16 protein-coding genes are annotated in these 17,540 nt (G+C 55.9%); 6 read left to right on the forward strand and 10 right to left on the reverse strand.

The annotated features are described in order from the left end of the window. Positions 1–66 precede the first annotated feature (66 nt). From ACGJAX_RS25500 to ACGJAX_RS25520, 5 genes are all read right to left on the reverse strand, one after another. Positions 67–2,460: an MMPL family transporter gene (locus ACGJAX_RS25500; RefSeq protein WP_390956616.1), complete on the reverse strand. Its 2,394-nt coding sequence runs from the start codon at positions 2,458–2,460 to the stop codon at positions 67–69. Continuing rightward, complete coding sequence (locus ACGJAX_RS25505) at positions 2,457–3,575, reverse strand: YCF48-related protein (protein WP_390956617.1); 1,119 nt, start codon at positions 3,573–3,575, stop codon at positions 2,457–2,459. The genes ACGJAX_RS25500 and ACGJAX_RS25505 overlap by 4 nt, the downstream gene beginning before the upstream one ends. 52 nt (positions 3,576–3,627) lie before the next feature. Next, entirely contained in the window at positions 3,628–4,977 is a 1,350-nt protein-coding gene (locus ACGJAX_RS25510) for a DUF1329 domain-containing protein (RefSeq protein ID WP_390956618.1), read from the reverse strand. A gap of 18 nt (positions 4,978–4,995) precedes the next feature. Beyond that, the gene (locus ACGJAX_RS25515) at positions 4,996–6,633 is read right to left on the reverse strand and encodes a DUF1302 family protein (RefSeq protein WP_390956619.1); all 1,638 of its coding nucleotides are present in this window, start codon (positions 6,631–6,633) and stop codon (positions 4,996–4,998) included. A gap of 202 nt (positions 6,634–6,835) precedes the next feature. Beyond that, positions 6,836–8,047 (reverse strand): FAD-dependent monooxygenase, encoded by a 1,212-nt coding sequence (locus ACGJAX_RS25520; RefSeq protein ID WP_390956620.1) that lies wholly within the window; start codon positions 8,045–8,047, stop codon positions 6,836–6,838. Between the two features lie 369 nt (positions 8,048–8,416). Here ACGJAX_RS25520 and wrbA point away from each other — a divergent pair, with 369 nt between their 5' ends. Further along, positions 8,417–9,040 carry an NAD(P)H:quinone oxidoreductase gene (gene wrbA, locus ACGJAX_RS25525; RefSeq protein ID WP_390956621.1) on the forward strand — a complete coding sequence of 208 codons (624 nt, stop codon included), beginning with the start codon at positions 8,417–8,419 and terminating at the stop codon, positions 9,038–9,040. Between the two features lie 96 nt (positions 9,041–9,136). Here wrbA and ACGJAX_RS25530 read toward each other — a convergent pair whose 3' ends face one another. Then, the gene (locus ACGJAX_RS25530; protein ID WP_390956622.1) at positions 9,137–9,577 is read right to left on the reverse strand and encodes a CBS domain-containing protein; all 441 of its coding nucleotides are present in this window, start codon (positions 9,575–9,577) and stop codon (positions 9,137–9,139) included. 449 nt (positions 9,578–10,026) lie between these two features. Here ACGJAX_RS25530 and ACGJAX_RS25535 point away from each other — a divergent pair, with 449 nt between their 5' ends. The 5 genes from ACGJAX_RS25535 to ACGJAX_RS25555 all read left to right on the forward strand — a co-directional run bounded on the left by ACGJAX_RS25535 (position 10,027) and on the right by ACGJAX_RS25555 (position 14,858). Beyond that, positions 10,027–11,004 carry a zinc-binding dehydrogenase gene (locus tag ACGJAX_RS25535; protein ID WP_390956623.1) on the forward strand — a complete coding sequence of 326 codons (978 nt, stop codon included), beginning with the start codon at positions 10,027–10,029 and terminating at the stop codon, positions 11,002–11,004. Positions 11,005–11,080: 76 nt separating this feature from the next. After that, entirely contained in the window at positions 11,081–11,503 is a 423-nt protein-coding gene (locus ACGJAX_RS25540) for a cupin domain-containing protein (RefSeq protein WP_390956624.1), read from the forward strand. A 233-nt stretch (positions 11,504–11,736) separates the two neighbouring features. Beyond that, the gene (locus ACGJAX_RS25545; protein WP_390956625.1) at positions 11,737–13,296 is read left to right on the forward strand and encodes a DHA2 family efflux MFS transporter permease subunit; all 1,560 of its coding nucleotides are present in this window, start codon (positions 11,737–11,739) and stop codon (positions 13,294–13,296) included. Positions 13,297–13,369: 73 nt separating this feature from the next. Beyond that, positions 13,370–13,807 carry a MarR family transcriptional regulator gene (locus ACGJAX_RS25550; protein WP_390956626.1) on the forward strand — a complete coding sequence of 146 codons (438 nt, stop codon included), beginning with the start codon at positions 13,370–13,372 and terminating at the stop codon, positions 13,805–13,807. A 319-nt stretch (positions 13,808–14,126) separates the two neighbouring features. Further along, entirely contained in the window at positions 14,127–14,858 is a 732-nt protein-coding gene (locus ACGJAX_RS25555; protein ID WP_390956627.1) for a hypothetical protein, read from the forward strand. Positions 14,859–14,897: 39 nt separating this feature from the next. On the opposite strand, the gene ACGJAX_RS25560 is transcribed toward ACGJAX_RS25555, so the two are convergent. The 4 genes from ACGJAX_RS25560 to ACGJAX_RS25575 are packed head-to-tail and all read right to left on the reverse strand — an operon-like array spanning position 14,898 to position 17,532. After that, the gene (locus ACGJAX_RS25560) at positions 14,898–15,239 is read right to left on the reverse strand and encodes a Rieske 2Fe-2S domain-containing protein (RefSeq protein WP_390956628.1); all 342 of its coding nucleotides are present in this window, start codon (positions 15,237–15,239) and stop codon (positions 14,898–14,900) included. Then, complete coding sequence (locus ACGJAX_RS25565) at positions 15,236–15,553, reverse strand: YciI family protein (protein WP_390956629.1); 318 nt, start codon at positions 15,551–15,553, stop codon at positions 15,236–15,238. The genes ACGJAX_RS25560 and ACGJAX_RS25565 overlap by 4 nt, the downstream gene beginning before the upstream one ends. 3 nt (positions 15,554–15,556) lie before the next feature. Further along, positions 15,557–16,429: a dioxygenase gene (locus ACGJAX_RS25570; protein ID WP_390956630.1), complete on the reverse strand. Its 873-nt coding sequence runs from the start codon at positions 16,427–16,429 to the stop codon at positions 15,557–15,559. Between the two features lie 35 nt (positions 16,430–16,464). Continuing rightward, on the reverse strand, positions 16,465–17,532 hold the full coding sequence (locus tag ACGJAX_RS25575; RefSeq protein ID WP_390956631.1) for an iron-containing alcohol dehydrogenase: 1,068 nt from the start codon (positions 17,530–17,532) through the stop codon (positions 16,465–16,467). Positions 17,533–17,540 lie beyond the last annotated feature (8 nt).

A 17,540-nucleotide genomic window follows, 5' to 3' on the forward strand; every position in this document is an offset into this window, starting at 1 on the left:
AACGAACTTCCATTTCGACTATCACCCTCAGATACCTGACGGTGATAGTCGCGCCTGCAGCCTGGACTATTGAGAAACTGTATCCGGTGCCTTGCCTGGTTTGAAAAGAAAGTAGGCCAGCGCCGGAAGCAGGATCAACGCGCCGAGCATATTCCACACAAACATGAAGGCCAGCAGTATTCCCATGTCGGCCTGGAATTTAATCGGTGAGAAGTACCAGGTCGCCACCGCAATCCCCAATGTCGCCCCGGTCAACACAACGATTTTCCCAGTGAACACCAGGGCCCTGTAATACGCCTCGGACAGGCTTGCGCCCTCGCGCAAGTAACGCAGCATGACAGTCATGATGTACAACGCGTAATCCACGCCTATACCGACACCCAGCGCAATGACGGGCAATGTCGCCACCTTGACGCCGATGTTCAGCCAGACCATCAGCGCCTCGCACAGTACCGACGTCAGCATCAATGGAAGCACCGCGCAGAGCACTGCGCGCCATGAACGGAATGTCACCAGGCTGATGACAATCACCGCCGCATAGACAAGGAACAGCATCTTTCGATTGGCTTCCTTGACCACGATATTGGTGGCCGCTTCGATGCCAGCGTTACCCGCCGCGTTGAGGAACCGGTAATCCGCCGAGTTATTGCGCCTGGCAAAGTCTTCGACGACATTCACCACCCGGGATAACGTATCGGCCTTATGGTCACGCAGATAAACGTAGACGCTCAACAGGTCGCAGTTTTGGTTGAATATCTCGCGCGGCGCGCGGGTAATAATGGCATTGAGCATGTCCTGATTACGCGGTATTTCGTACCACTTCAGACTCCCCTCGCTCATCCCCGTTGCAGCAATCTTCGCCAGCCCAGCCAGGGATTTTGTACCTTCCACACCTGGCACCTGCGACAACTCGAACTCCAATCGATCGACGGTGCGCACCGTGTCATATAAGGCACAAGCGAACTGTGGGGTTTTGACCATCACCACATAGACATCGCTACTCGCCGAATAATGTCCAACCACGAACGCGTTGTCGTTGTTATAGCGGGAATCGGCGCGCAACTCTGGTGCGCCCGGGTTGGTATCGCCGATCTTCAGTTGCGTGCCGTAGCCCACGCCCACCAGGGCAAGGACACCAGCCGCTGACAGTGCAAATCCCGCCCAGCGTCGATGGGTGAAAAGATCGAGGAAAGCCCAGGCAGGATGCTTGACGTGATTGACATCCAGCAGCTCCGCCGCGGGGGACTCGGCCGCTCTGCGGGCAGCACTCTCGCTGACCCCAATGAATGATAGAAGCACGGGTAGCAGCATCAGATTGGTCACGATCAGGATCGACACGCCGATACTGGCGCAGATCGCCAGATCCTTGATGACCGGGATATCGATCACCATCAACACCGCAAAGCCAACGACGTCGCACACCAGGGCTGAAAGACCGACCAGAAACAAACGCCGGAATGTCAGTCGAGCCGCCATCAGCCGGTCCACCCCTCGACCGATATCCTGAGTAATGCCGTTCATCTTTTGCGCGCCGTGACTCAAGCCGACGGCGAACACCAGAAAAGGGACCAGTACCAAGTAAGGATCAAGGATAAAACCAAGGCTGGCCAAGGTGCCTAACAACCACACCACCGCCACCAACGAACAGCTGAGCACCACCAGTGCACTTCGAATGCATCGGGTGTACCAGAACAGAATCGCCAGACATATGGCCGCAGCCACCAGGAAAAACGTCATGACCTGACGCATCCCTGCGATCAGATCGCCTACCAGCTTGGCAAAACCGATGATGTGAACATCCACCCGCGACGAACTGTAGGTGGCTCTCAGCATCTCCAGGCGCTGTGACAGTGCCTGGTAGTCGATCGGCGCCGCCCCGCTTTCTCGTTGCTCCTGCAATGGAACCAGGATGATGCTGGACTTGTAATTGTCGGCGACCAACTGCCCGATTTCACCAGAACGCTCGATGTTTTGCCGGACCTGAGCCAGGCTCTGCGGCGAACCGTCGTAGTTGTCCGGGATCACCGGACCGCCGTCCAGACCCTCTTCGGTCACGGCTGTCCAGCGCACCGAAGGTGTCCACAGCGACTTCATGTACGGCCGATCCACTGCCGGCAGCAGGAATAACTCATCCGTCAGTTTCTTCACCGTCTCGAGATAGTCGGTGTCAAAAATAGTCCCGGATTTAGCCTCGACTGCGATGCGCAAAGTGTTACCCGCGCCGGCAAGTTGTGAGCGATTTTCCAGATAGTTGAGGATGTAAGGATGCCCGCTGGGGAGCATTTTTTCGAACGCTGCGTTGAGCTCCAGACCAGCGGACTTGTAGCCGAACCAGCAGGTGGCCAAGAGGCATAGCAATACAAATAGCGCACGTTGGCCAAACAGCAAACGCTCCACCCATGACCCGCGCTGTGCCATCAGCTCGGTGTCATCCGCGGCAATTACATGATGAGCGGTCATTGAACGTTCTCTTTATTGAGGGTCATCGTGTTCAGGCGTTTGATGCCGCGCGGACCGGTCAATACCAGAGCGCCATCCGCTGCTTGAGTCACGTCGGTAATGCTCGAACCATCCAGGCCGGCCGCCGACAACAGCTGAAAATGACGTCCCTGATCAATGCTCTGCATTAACCGCCCGCCCTCGCTGACCAACACCAGACTGTTGTCTGCGAGCTTTTTGCCGGAGGTCAAACTGCTGCGCTCTTCGGTCTCGACTGATTGCCATTGGCTTCCATCTTCCAGACGATAGGCATTGCCCTTGAGTCCGAAGATCAGGTCCTGACCTGGTGCCACCCGCACCGCACCAAACCAGGTACCGTGATAGGGGCTTTGCACCCGCGAGAAGGCTTTTCCAAGTTTGGGACCACGCAGCAATACCCCCTGCTCACCGACGATCATCACTGACTGCGGATCGCCAAGAATGGCGTACAGATGCATCCCGCCGGGGTTGTCCAGTTCATTGCCCACTGATCGCCAATGAGCACCCGCGTCATCGGTCAGCATTGCCAGTCCATAGGCACCCACGACCAAACCATGTTGCGGGTCGGAAAAGTAAACGCTGAGAAAGGGTTTGTCCGCGCCATCGGCCACCAGGCGCTGCGCCGCGCTTAGCCGCCGCTGAGCGGCTTGGGGATCGCTGCCCGGCTGCGCTTGCGCGCTTTTCAGTTCCAGTTGTGCGGCGAGGTTGCCGTCCAGTTGCTTGCTCCAGGTCTCCCCGCCATCCGCGCTGTGCAGGATGACCCCCGCATGCCCCACCGCCCAGCCTTCGCCACCGTTCACAAAACTGACGGCCGTCAACGCGACGCTGCTGGGCACCGCTCGCGCCTGACGCCAGCTGACACCGTTGTTATCCGACAACAACACAATGCCTCGTTCCCCAACCGCCACCAGGCGATCGGCAGCGCGCGTCACCGCCAGCAGCACTGCATGTTCAGCGCGTTGATCCTGCGCGGCAGGCGTATCAAGCAGATCCAAAGAGGCGCTTTGGGCAAAACCGGGAATGGCTGCGGCCAGCGCGGCGCAGAACCAAACGGCGCGCAGCAGTGGTCGCGCGCCATGAAAATTCATAGAGCTCATTGGCAAGATTCCTGTAAATGATCGGCCCCTTTCGGGACCGATACCGTGTTGGTCAGCGCACGCCTTCGGCGGCCACTGCATCACCGGTGAAATAGGACTCAGGCTTTAGTGGCACGACCCGGAAGTTTTCGCCATTGAACGCTTGAACGTTACTGACCGTTCCGGCCTGCAGGTTGAACACTGCTACGGGCTTGACCAGTACGGCCGGTACCGACGGCACAACAAAAGGAAGAACCTGAGAAGTGCGCCAGAGTTTGCCCTCGGCGTCATAGCCATCCAGCAATGTCAGCAGCCAGGTGTCTTCATCAAAATAGAAGGTGCGTTTTGGCACGGCATGACGCTTGCCGCTCGATACGGTTGCCTCCACTACCCAAGTGCGATGCAGCTCCCAGCGCAGCGTGTCGGGATTCAAATGATGCGGTGCAAAGGCCTTGTCCAGCGGCGCGGTCACCTGTCCGTTGGTGTTGTAAGGAATATAGGTTTCTTTTTTGCCGACGATCTTCCAGTCGTAGCGATCCGGCATACCGAAGAAGCCTTGCACTTCATCAAAGTAGTTGGCGCCGGAAGCAACGAAGTCAGGCGTGTCATAGGCTACGGTAGGAGCCCTCCTGACACGACGCTGGCCGACCAGGTATTGCCAGGCCTGGCGGGACTGCTGTGGATCTACGCTGTCTCGAATCACTAACGTCTCACCCGCCTTGAACGGCGGCGCAGTGGTGCTGAAACGCTGAAGGAAATACTCCTTGGACCAATTCAGAACCGAGCCTTTCTGGTAGTAGTAGGGGTATTGAAAAGTGTTGTCGTTACGAGTCGCCAGCGTTTGACCGCCGTCACTGGTCAACACCACGTTCTTGAAGCCGAACTCCACGGACTCAGGCTCAACCCGCAAAAGGAAATTCCAGATCACTTCCTGCCCGCTCTTGGGCACCGGGAACGGAATGCCACCAAAACAACCCTCCACCGATTGGCCGTTTTGCGTGAGTTTGCAATTGACTGCGTTGAGGGCAGTGTTCTTGTAGACGTAATCAGGCGCCGATGCCGTGCGCCGAGTCGGGTAAACGTCCAGGCGGAAACTGTCAGGGTATTTCTGCAGTAGCGTGCGCGTGCCTTCGGACAGTTTGTCGGCGTACTGTTTCATGTTCGCGGCAGTAATTTTCAGCACGGGTTTGTCAGCAGCAAACAGATCGCCAGGGATATGGTTACTGCCACTGGCAGCGGCTTGTTTGGTGCCGCCGTCCCAAGCCGGGATACTGTGATCGGCATTACCCGCCTTTTCACCGCCCAGGGGCGTCAAGGTTGTACCCAGTGTCGCCGCTTCCTGCGGGCTGACTGCCGCCGATACCGATAGCGCACCGACCAGGCCAGTGAGGAAAGTGAATCCAAGGAGTGTCTTGTTAATCATTGTTATGTTCCTTTCGGGCTAGAACGTGCGCTGCAGGGAAATGGCAACGAAATCGCGGTCGGCATACACCTGGTCCCCGGAAAGGGCCGAGGTCGAATCCACCACGCCACCGGCGCTGCCGTAGTAATGGGTAAAGGTGATGCCACCACGCCAGGACTTGCGGTAATCGAACTGCAGACCCAGACTCACGTCCCCTCCTCCCTCAGGCGAAAACCCGGTACCCAGCACGGCGGTGTTGCCGCTGATGCCGTAACCGATGCCGACAGGCGTGGTCATGTCTACGCCAGGAAACACCTGGAAGTATTCGGGGGTGAACAGCATGCGCAGCGAGCTGGCGTTGCGAGTGACGTTGGGGTCCAACTGATCGTTGTTCTTGTCGATGCTGGTGATCCGGTTGTAAGCGACTTCTCCAAGCAACGTCGCGCCGTCCCACAGGACGCTGCCAGGCAATACGGAAATTGCCGACACCTGGGCGTGAAAGGTATTACCTACCGGATACAACGGATTGTGGTCACCGTCGCCAGAGCCAGACAGATCCACGACCACGTTGCCCGTAGCAGCAAGGGGGGTATTGCGGCGGATGGAGGTTTCGGCCGCGACATTGGTCTCGCCGATCAAGGTGCTGACGCTGGCCCCAAACGTCCTGATGCCTTCGCCATACACCAGGGCGTAATCACCCTCCCCGGGCCGCAGGTAGAACTGCGGAAATTTGTCGTGGTAGCGAGCGGCATACAGCCCGTACTCGAACTCGCCAAACTTTAATTTGACCTGCAATCCGTACTGCCCGGAATTGCGAGCATCGATATCCCTGCCGCGTGTCAACGCGAAGCCTGGACCCAAAATGAATGACTCGCCCCCTTCATCCAGGAAGTCCGCGTAACTGAAATAACTGCCCGCCGCCGGTAACCGAGCCGACTCCCAGCGGTATTGGTAATACGCACCGAGCGTCACATTCTGGTTGACCAGGAGGCTACCGCCGACCTGACCAATCGGACGTATGATTTCCTTGAAGGTAGAACTGGGTACCGAGAGGAGTTTGTTTATGTCGACTGGCGACTGCGCAACGGCAATACCGTTGCCACCAAAGAACAGACTTTCACCATAGACCTGGCTGTAACGTCCGCCCCTGAGCGACAGAGACATGTTTCCGAGATCGAATTTCCCGTAACCGAAAGCGTCCAGCAACTCACCATCACGTCCCTCGAAGCGCCGAGTATCGTGGGTGAATTCATCATTTTTTACTGAAATGCTGTTGACCGTATCGGTGTGGTTGTCGTTACCGCGGTTATAAACGTCGTCGTACCATGCGGCACCACTGAGTCTGAATCCGTAGCGACGCTGATAATTCATGTCGAGTTCCGACAGAAGATCCAGTCGATCGGAAATCAATCCACGGTTAAAGTTATTATCACCGTCATCGAGGTTAGGGTTATAGGTGGGCCGAACGGCGTGATCCTGGTTTTCTACCCGCCAGGCAGCGCTGTACTTAATGGTGTTGTCAAATGCCACATTGTAATCTGGATTTCCCGTATCAATCGGGAAAGCCTTTACTTCGGGTACTCCTTGTGTCCCCAGCAACACTACAGCGATGCTTAATTGTAAATTGCGCGAACACGGCTTTACGGCCGCAAAACTAAAACTCGCTTTCGATTTCATGTTATGAACCCTATTTTTTTATTATTCTGGGACACCTGGCCACGCTTTTAATTATTTAAAAGTCATGAACAGGACTACGTCTTTTCAAGTTTAAGATGAGTTTCTTAAAAACCTTTAAAACATAAAAATAGAAATAGAAAATCGAACATAAGGCTCATGCAGCCCGAGAGCGCTAACTCCCGGGCCCATAAATCCCGCTAGTTCAAGCGGCTCGCAGCTTTGGTTCAATGACCCGTCGGCCGTTGAGTTTTTCAAAATCAAGCAGGAACTGACGCATTACCGAGCGATCGGTACCCGCATGTTCAAACATGGCAACGTCCTTCGCACGCTGGGCCGGATCGCTTTCCTTCATCCAGGTGAAGTTGGCAGTGGCCGTTGGCGAGGTGAACTCGAGGAAGACCTTTCTGCGGTCAATCGAGTATTCGTCCAGGGTTTTGGTCGATGCGCCATTCTTTATCACGGCGATCAAGGCTTCTGCCAAATGCTCCGCATCCAGTACGCCGCCGGACAAGCCGAGGCCGCCCATAGGATTGGTCGCGTGCGCCGCGTCGCCAGCCAGAATCACCCGGCCACGGCGGAATTCTGCGGCACAACGCTGGTGCACACGGTACGGGTTAAGGTGATCGACGCGATACTGATCAGGCGTCGGAGCACCTGGCAGCAAGCGTTTGAAGCGTTCAGGCAGGCGCTGACGAACCTCGGCATCCGACAGCGAGGCGTCCTCGCCATAGCAGACACGCCACAGGCCGGTCTTGTCTAGCTGCACGACCACAGCCCAATCAACCGGGTCGTGAACGAAGTTGGCCCGCGAATAGCCATGCAAATTGAAGTCGTAAAACACGTTGGTGGCAACCAGACGCTCACCCCAGGTAATGCCGTCAAACGTCAAGCCGACCTTCTGGCGCACGGTGCTGCGTGCACCATCCGTTGCCGTTACCCAGCGTGCGCGCAGGCGAGAAGTACCGCCAGGGCTGCTGGTCTGGATGGTCACGTAGGCATCATCCTGATCGACTTCCTCGACCTTATGATTCCAACGGATCTCAACGTTGGGCAACTCGCGCAAATGCTGCGCGATGATGTTGGAGACATGATTCTGCCCGAGCAGCAACATGTAGGGGTATTGGGTGTCCTGGGACAGCACACTCCAATCCATCTTCGCGATAAGCTCACCATCACCATGGCGGTAGGCGAAGTCCGGGCACCATACGGCACGCTTGCGGATGTCCTCAAGCAAACCGAAGCGGTCCAGAGCGGCAGCGGTCGGCGGCATGTACGCAACAGCTCGTGGCGAAGGCGAAACACCTGATTCTGCCTCGAGGACCACAACCCGAATACCGGCTTTGCCAAGTTTCAATGCAGTAAGAAGTCCAACCGGACCACCACCGACTACAACCACTCCATCTAGCGTTTCCATTTATTGTTCCTATCGAAATCCGCTTGCTGGGAAAAGCCCGCCACTTGGGTAAATAACCAAGATCGGTCAGGCGACTGGTCCCAGCGTAACCACCTGAATTTAGCGAGGCAACGCGTAGACGTTTGCGAATGGCGAACTTATCGATCGCACTTTGGAACGTTTGGCGTTGGCAATCGCATCGTTCGCAAATCATGAACCTCAACACCATTGTGTTGTTTTCCCGTCCTGCTCATGCTGCAACAAGCAAACGCCGTTCGTTGAATGCTTATTCAAACATCAAACGAAATCTGAAAGCGTTTGAAACAGGCTTGGTGGCTTAGTTATATAAGCCGCAAGTTGCTAGTCAAAGAAATTAAACAGGACACCGACATGCCAACAAAAATTCAAATCGTTTTCTACAGCTCCTATGGCCACATCTACAAGATGGCGGAAGCCATAGCCGCCGGCGCGCGTGAAGTCGGTGATGTAGAGGTAACGCTGCTGCAAGTTCCGGAGCTTATGCCGGAAGACGTATTGGTTAAAAGTGGTATCAAGGGTTACAAGGCTGCATTCGGAAGCATTCCGTACGCAACGCCAGACGCTCTGGCTGAAGCGGACGCCATTATCTTCGGTACTCCGACACGCTTCGGCAACATGTGCTCGCAAATGCGTAACTTCCTCGATCAGACAGGCGGCTTGTGGATGTCTGGCGGTCTGATAGGCAAAGTCGGCAGCGTATTCGCCAGTACTGCCTCGCAACACGGCGGTCAGGAAACTACTATCACCAGCTTCCACACAACACTGCTTCATCACGGCATGGTAGTTGTCGGTGTTCCTTACTCCGAGCCAGGCCTCACTAACATGACTGAAATCTCCGGCGGTTCGCCTTACGGCGCTACAACGCTGGCCGGCGCTGATGGTTCGCGTCAACCAAGCGAAAACGAGCTGCAGATCGCCAGGTTCCAGGGCCGGCACGTAGCGACTATCGCCAAGCGTCTAGCCAACAACAAGTAACACACTCACGCAGCTTTCGCCCCCCCGCGGTAGCATGCGTAGAATGAAATAACCCCCTGAAAATTGGTCAGTTCAGGGGGTTATTTTTTGACAGTATCAATGGCCGCGAATGTAGTGTTCGAGTTGCTGGATCAGATCAGCCTGCTCTACCAGCGCTTCTTTGACCAAGTCACCAATTGACAACAAGCCGATCAATTCGCCGTTTTCCAGCACCGGCAAGTGACGCAAATGGCTGTCAGTCATTACGGCCATGCAATATTCAACACACTGCTGAGCCTCGACGGTGACCACGGGTGAACTCATGATTTCCCTGACCGGTGTTCCCACCGAAGAGCGTCCATTCAAAATAACCTTACGGGCATAATCGCGCTCACTGACTACGCCAACCACTTGCCCGCCTTCGATCACGGGAAGTGCACCGACATTCTTCTCGGCCATGATTTTCAATGCATCAAGCACCATGATATCTGGGGCGATACTATGGACTTGCTGGTTCTGCACAGCTTTTAACTTGAGAACTTGTGCCGCTGTTTTCATGCTTTTCTCCCTTGGTTAATCAGGTAGTCTTCTTACCGATCACAAAAAAATAAAAGCTTTGCAAGTGACACCCACGAAAGTGAGGCGCCTTCTTAGTCTCGGGGTGCCTTAATGGTATCAAGATTTAAATAATTGGGAATATTTAACCTTTATACCATCAGAGATAGACCTGCTCAAATCAATAACCCTTCAAACGGCAATATATTCGTAGCGAGTCCATTCTGATCGACACCCGGCAAGCGCTAATGGCTCTTTTACATCTCGAAGATGCTCTGCACAAATCACTCAATTCGCAAACAAAGAAGAGCTCCCCTCTCTGAATGCTATAAACACCAGCATTTTTATTATGTTTACTCATAGGCTTTAACCGTATCTGAAAAACGGTCTTCTTGGCGCGCGCTACACTGACTTCGCTGTTTCCCTAAAAATTAGCCTTAGGCAATAAAAACATGGCAATTTTACCCGCGAATGTCCCTCAGAATACTACTGCAGCGCGCGTGCACCATTTTGGTGGTCCCGAAAACATTGTTATTGAACAAATACCTACCCCTACTCCAGATCGAGACGAGGTACTTGTCCAGGTAGCCGCTGCTGGTGTCGGCCCATGGGACGGGTGGATCAGGGCTGGTAACAGTGTGCTTCCCCAGCCTTTGCCACTCACGCTTGGCTCGGATCTATCGGGCGTTGTTGTTGCGGTCGGGCCAGGAGTCTCAAACTGCAAGGTAGGCGACGCGATATTTGGGGTGACCAACAAGCGATTCACTGACGCCTATGCACACCACGCCATCGCCCAGGCGAATATGATTGCGCTAAAACCAGACTCCCTCGATGCAATCGAAGCCGCTTCCATACCTGTAATAGCCGTTACCGCATGGCAAGCATTGTTTGACCACGGTCACCTGAAATCTGGCCAGTCTGTTCTGATACACGGAGGCGCTGGCGGGGTCGGCGCTTTTGCCATTCAGTTTGCCAAGAAGGCAGGTGCCCGCGTTATCACCACGACCTCTGCGAAAGACGCGGCCTATGTCCGAAAACTCGGCGCCGATGTTGTCATTGACTATGGCAGCCAGCGTTTTGAGGACATCGCCAAGGACGTTGATGTTGTCGTAGACCTTGTCGGCGGCGACACACAGACCCGTTCATTCCCCTTATTGAAAAAAGGCGGAATTCTGGTTTCCGCGGTCTCAGCCCCCGATCAGACATTGGCCACGAAAAATCAGGTAACAGCCATGTTTTTCCTGGTTGACGTGACATCGGCTGCACTTTCGGACATCGCGAAACTCATCGACGGCGGTGGTATCACGACCAATGTTGGTCAGACTTTTCACCTCGACGACGTAAAAGAAGTACACGAAATCCTTGAGGGAAAACGCCCTCGCCCCAGTGGCAAGATCGTTATTACGATGGCACCAAAGCCGTTGCCTTGAACGGCACGCTCGAAAACAAAAAAGCATTACCAGAATCTTCATTCAACAACTCCCCATTGCACCAAAAGGAGTCAATATGAAATTCACCAAACTGGCACTGAGCGCGTCTTTGATTTTGCTTTGCTTAACGTCCCAGGCGAGCGACAACGAAAAAAGACCTCATGAGACAGTGACACCGAACTTCATGAGGGAAATCCCCAATATTCCAGGAAAATCCATGATTACGGCGGTGGTTACATACCCCCCAAAAGGCGCGTCTCCCTCACATCATCATGCGAAGTCGGCTTTTATTTATGCCTTTGTGCTTGAGGGGGAGATACGCAGTTCCGTGGATGGCTCGGCACCACGCATCTACAAGGCAGGTGAAAGTTGGTACGAGGATCCTGGTGCACACCACACCGTCAGCGAAAACGCCAGCGACAGCAAACCCGCCCGGTTACTGGCGGTATTCATCGTCGACACGGGTGACAAGCAATTGACCGTACCTGACGGTCAGTAACCGGTCAGCCCACTGCCCTGAAACCTGGCTCATAGCCGGGGTCTGGGGTTTTCCTTGCGCAGGGTTGTGCCTTTGATCGGCAGGGCACAACGATGCTATTTATTTATCTGCTAAGTCAGTTACTATCATGATCAATCAAATTCAGGCGTCTATCCCTGGTGACGGCGCCTTTTTTATAATCACTTATCTGACATATCAGATAAATTTCGATTGGTGCTTTCTCAGGAGGCAGCATGCCCTCTACGACTGCCTCTACCTCACCTGCTCCACTCACGGGAGCAAGGTTTCTTCTGGGTGCGCTCGCCGTATCGCTGGCCACTTTCATGAATGTGCTCGATTCATCGATTGCCAACGTGGCGATCCCGACGATCTCGGGAAATTTGGGCGTCTCTGTCGATGAAGGTACCTGGGTTATCACGTTGTTCGCTGCAGCCAACGCGATATCCATTCCGCTAACCGGCTGGCTATCCCAGCGCCTGGGGCAAGTGCGCTTGTTCGTCATGGCGATTTTGCTGTTTTCGTTTGCCTCCTGGTTATGCGGAATTGCGCCGAGCCTGCCGATCCTGCTCGCTGCCCGGGTGCTGCAAGGTGTTGCTGCCGGGCCATTGGTGCCCCTTTCACAAGCGCTGCTGCTGACCACTTTTCCCAAACACAAGAGCTCCAGCGCACTTTCACTCTGGGCAATGACCGCCACGGTCGGGCCCATTGCCGGCCCGGCGCTCGGCGGCTGGATTACCGATAGCTACAGTTGGTCATGGATATTTTACGTGAACATTCCTGTAGGCCTGTTTGCCGCTGGCGTCGTCTGGATGATCTATCGAGATCGTGAAACGCCTGGTCGGCGCCTGCCAATCGACATCGTCGGCTTGATCTCGCTCATTGCCTGGGTCGGTTCTCTTCAAATCATGCTGGACAAGGGAAAAGACCTGGACTGGTTTGACTCGCCGGTTATCTGTGCGCTGGGCGTGTTTGCACTCGTCAGCTTTGTGTTTTTCCTGATCTGGGAGCTCACTGAGGAAAAACCCATTGTTGATTTACGCCTGTTTGCCAGGCGCAACTTTCTGGGTGGCACCATCGCGATTTCGGTGGCCTACGCGATTTTCTTCGCAAACCTGGTTCTTCTGCCGCAGTGGATTCAGGGCTACCTTGGCTACCGCTCCGTTGACGCTGGCCTGGTGACCGCGCCGCTGGGTATTTTCGCCGTGATCCTGGCACCCGTCATGGGCAAAATAATGCCCAGGATGGACGCGCGAATACTTGCCACACTGGCCTTTCTGGGGTTTGCCGGCGTGTTTTTCATGCGCTCGCATTACACCACCGGCGTCGACGCTTACACTCTTGTGCTCCCGACTTTGCTACAGGGAATTCCTACCGCCCTTTTCTTCGTACCACTCACCGCCATCATTCTTTCAGGACTACCGCCTGAAAAAATTCCTGCCGCGGCCGGGCTTTCAAATTTCGCCCGTGTTTTTGCCGGAGCGATCGGCACTTCTCTGCTGACGACCGGGTGGAACCATCGCACGATCGAACATCACGCGCAGTTGGTGGAGCAATTATCGATCTACAACCCTGGATTCGTGGAGTCCATTGCCGCGATGCAGAAAACCTTGAGCGGGGGCGTCGGCAAAGTCTTGGCTTTCACGGAAACCAAGTTGAATGCGCAGGCAGCAATGCTTGGCCTCAATGACATGTTCTGGTTGTCGGCGTTAGTCTTTATCCTGATCATTCCTTTGATCTGGGTAACCCATCCCAATAAATCAGCCGCGACCGCTGCGGGTGTCAGCGCACATTAACGGGGTATGCTGCGCTCATCGGCAACGTTTGGCCGTACTCTGAAGATTGCTCCAAAGCTCCCGCGGAGATGATGTGAACCACTACAGCAAACAGAACTTCATGCTCACCCAGAGCGTCGGATTCACTCTGGCCAAGGCACGCAACCTGGTGACGGCCGAAATTGATTCAGCACTCAAGGATCACGGCATCACCAGCCAACAGATGGGCATTTTGCTCTCGCTCAACAGCGGCGTTGCGAGCACCCCCTTTGAGCTCTCGACGCTGCTTGGGATTGATACCGGGCTGATGACTCGAATGCTCGACAAACTGGAAACCAAGGAACTGTTAAAGCGCTCACGCAGTGATGAGGATCGTCGTATCGTCAACTTGAGCCTGACCATACAAGGGCATCATCTGGCGCAACAAATCCCCGAAATCGTGCCCCCGGTGCTTAATGCTCGACTGAGGCATTTCAGTCCGGAAGAGTTTAAGGAATTTCGCCGATTGCTCGAAAAATTCATTGATGGTTAATCCCCCCGGATCGAATAGTGCATTGTCAGATTAGCGCCAGGGTGAAAGTGACTTATTTGTAAGTAATAAGCCACTGTCCAACTGTCATTAGCGGCTTAACCCGCAACACCTAAAAATTCCAGCCCCTCACTCGTACCCAGTGTTGTGGCCTGCCGACGTCTGCCCCTTATTACAAAGGAACATTAATGAACGTCAACTCCGCCCAACCTAACGCGCTGATCGCGACTTATGCAACTTCCGCCAACTCAACTACCACAGACGCTAAAACAAGAGCGCTGATCATGTGCAGCCACAGGACAACGCACTTAATGATGACTCTGTGAGTTTTTCCGGCGTAGCCGCCAAGTACATTAACGCCATCGACAATAACGCGCCGTACTTTCCGGTGCGCACTGGAATGAGTGCCGATGCGATGATTCTCGGCGTTGCTCAGCCTGGCGCGATATCCAGTTCCAAAGACAAAACATTTGCCGAAGTTGCAATCGATGCCCGCAAAAGCATGGATGGAAAATACGCACTGATGAAAGCCAGCGGCAAGCCGTATGACCAAAGCATCGCGGATCGGAATGCGCTGTTGGGCGATCTGGATCGACGGTCATTGAATGCCGTGGCAACCAACCAGGGTGGCCGGTTCACGGCAGAGGAACAGACTGCCGCACAGGATGTCATGCATCAGCAGGCACAACTGGCAACCGGGTATTACGTTGGGCCAGAAGATCAGGAGAAGAACTGGAGAGATCCGTTCGCCAATGACCCTGTCGGTCGAGTCAAAGCGGCACTCAACTTTATGGACAACATGAGTCCCGAGGAGAAGTCCGCACCGCAGTGGCTGTCGCAACGCATGACACTACAATCGGCCCTCGACCAATACAGTGCTGCAGATCCGGTCGAATTGGCGAAGAAGAAACACTTGCACTTCCCTATCCTCGCCGAAATCCTGCAGAGCGGCAGCAGCTGGTTCGACAAAAAACAATCAGACACCGAAAAGAGCAATGATGAGCGTGCGCAGATGCTGAAAACCCTTCAGGCAATGATTCAGTCTTACGTGTGAATCTGTACTTGCGAGCGAGCAACCTGAGTAGTCGATGACTTACTCAGGTTCATCCAGCATGACAACGCGCTCCACTACCCTGATCAATACCGGTTCCAACTGCGCGCCCTTACAGGGTCCATCGACGCAATGTCCATCCTCATAGCGGAACATGGCGCTGTGATGGGCACACATGATTATTTTGCTGCGATAAGTGCAATAAGTCTGTGGCAGAAAGTTGAGCGGCACGGAAAAGTGCGGGCATCGATTTACATAAGCCCACACTTCTTCTCCGCGTCGCACGACCACAATGCCCTCGGGTTGCAGAGGCTGCTGCCCGGGAAGCCCCAAGGCCCCGCCATCCTCAATTTCATCGATGTGGCAAAGCGCGAGGTTATTCATAGCTGACTGCGCAGCTCAGGGTTACCGAGGCTCCAGTTCCAGGGGCGGATTTCCATACTGGCAAAGAGTCCGGCGCGAACGTAGGGGTCATCCTGCATAAAGGCCTCTACGTCCGACAGACATTGCGCTTCGATCACCAGCAACGTGCCATTCATGGCCGTGCTCTCTTCATCAAGCGTCGGGCCGCCTAAACGAACGACCACATGATGTGCATCAGGCGATCGCAAATGCGCCTGATGCGTGGGACGCAGGTGCTGGCGTAGAGACTGTACATCCGGATTATCGGTGGCAAACACCGCAAAAAACTGCCCCATGACTCACTCGCCCTCCATCACGAATTCGTAACACGCCCGCTTGAATGGCAGTTCCATCCCCAGCTTCGCCGACAACTCGTCGTGGCTGAGCCGATCTTCGTAGATCACCTGCAACGACTGCTTGACCCCGAACACCGCGTCGGACTCCAGGTACGGATCATCGTGGTTGAACAGGTGCGTCACCAGTTTGCGATACCCCGGCACCTGAATCATGAAATGCAGGTGCGCCGGGCGCCAGGCATGCCGGTTCGCGGCATCGAGCATGCGTCCCACCGGGCCATCGGTGGGGATCGGGTAGGCCACCGGGACGATCGTGCGGATGGCGAAGCAGCCGTCGGCGTCGGTGCGGTAGCGACCGCGCAGGTTGCCGAAGGGCTGTTCGGTGTCCTGGCCCGAGTACATGCCGTTTTCCGCGGTCTGCCAGACGTCCAACACCGCGCCGGCCAGGGCGTTGCCTTGGGTGTCGACCACCCGTCCACGCACCAGCGCCGTCTCGCCGGGGGTCAAGGCCATGTTTTCACCGAATTCGCGCTCGGGCATGCCTTCGATGTAAAACGGCCCGAACACCGTGGTTTCGGTGGCCGTGGCGCTGTGCCGATGGTTGATCGCGTCGACCAGCATCGACACGCCGAGGGTGTCCGAGAGCAGGATGAATTCCTGGCGCACCAGGCCATCGCACTTGTGGCCGGTGTCGGTCAGAAAGCGGATGCCTTCGAACCACTCCTGCTCGGTCAGCTCGACCTCACTGACGAACGCGTGCAGATGGCGAACCAGGCTTTGCATGATCTGCCGGTATCGCGCATTGGGCGCGTCGCCGAAGCTGTTCACCGCTTGTTCGGAGATGAGTTTTTCGATGGCTTTGTCTTGATCGGTCATTGTTTTTATTCCGACAGGTGCTGGCGCACGGTTGATCAGGCTGGCGCCAGGCCTTTCAAGGCACGGGTCAGCAACGCTTCGATCGGGCCTTGTTCGAACGGCCGTGGATTGTAGTAAGGGCTGGCGCAGGCGATTTGCGCCGCCTCGGCCGGGCCGTGTTCCGGCAGGCCGATGTCCGCCAGTGCCAGGGGGATGCCCAGCTTCTGGTTCAGCGCGTACAGCAAGGCGCCGACCTCGCTCGCCTCGCTGCCCCCCAGTGCACGGGCTGCGCGTTGCAACGGCCCGGCGGCCGCTTCGCGGTTGTAATGCGCGGCGTGGGGCAACACGATGGCGTGCGCCTGGGCGTGGGGCAGATTGAAGGTCCCGCCCAGGGTATGGCACAGCTTGTGGTGCAAGGCCATGCCGACCGAACCCAGGCAGATGCCCGCCAGCCATGCGCCGTACAACGCCTGGCTGCGTGCGTGCGGATCATTGGGGTCATTGACCACGCCTGGCAACGCCTGCGCCAGGGAGCGGATCGACTCCTCGGCCATGAAGCCGATGATCGGGTTGGCGTCCTGGGCGTACAGCGCTTCCACCGCATGGGCCATGGCGTTCATGCCCGAGCAGGCGGAAATCTGCGCCGGCAGGGTCAGGGTCAACTGCGGGTCGTAGATCACGGTTTTCGGCAGCACCCGCGGGTCGCGCCCGGTTTTCTTCAGGCGGTTCTCGGTCAGGCCGTAGATCGGCGTCATCTCCGAACCCGCGTAGGTGGTCGGCACCGCCACGATCGGCAGCCCCGAGTCCATGGCGATCGCCTTGCCCAGGCCAATGGTCGAACCACCGCCGATGGCCACGCAGCAATCGGCATCCAGACGGGCCGCCTCGATGCGCGCCGCTTGCGCCACTTCCAGCGGCACGTGCATCACCGCGTGCGGATAGACCCCGGCGGCGCGCTCACCCAGCAGCGCCGCGACCTGCTCGCCCAGGCCGTGCTGTTCCGGGGTGGTGAGGATCAGCGCCCGGCGCGCGCCCAGACGCTCGATCTCTTCGGCCAGTGCCGAGAGCTTGCCCCAGCCGAACACCACACGGGTCGGCAGGCTTTGGTAAACAAAAGGATTCATGGCCGACC

The organism is Pseudomonas moorei (genome assembly GCF_042846945.1).
GTDB classification, from domain to species: Bacteria; Pseudomonadota; Gammaproteobacteria; order Pseudomonadales; family Pseudomonadaceae; genus Aquipseudomonas; species Aquipseudomonas moorei.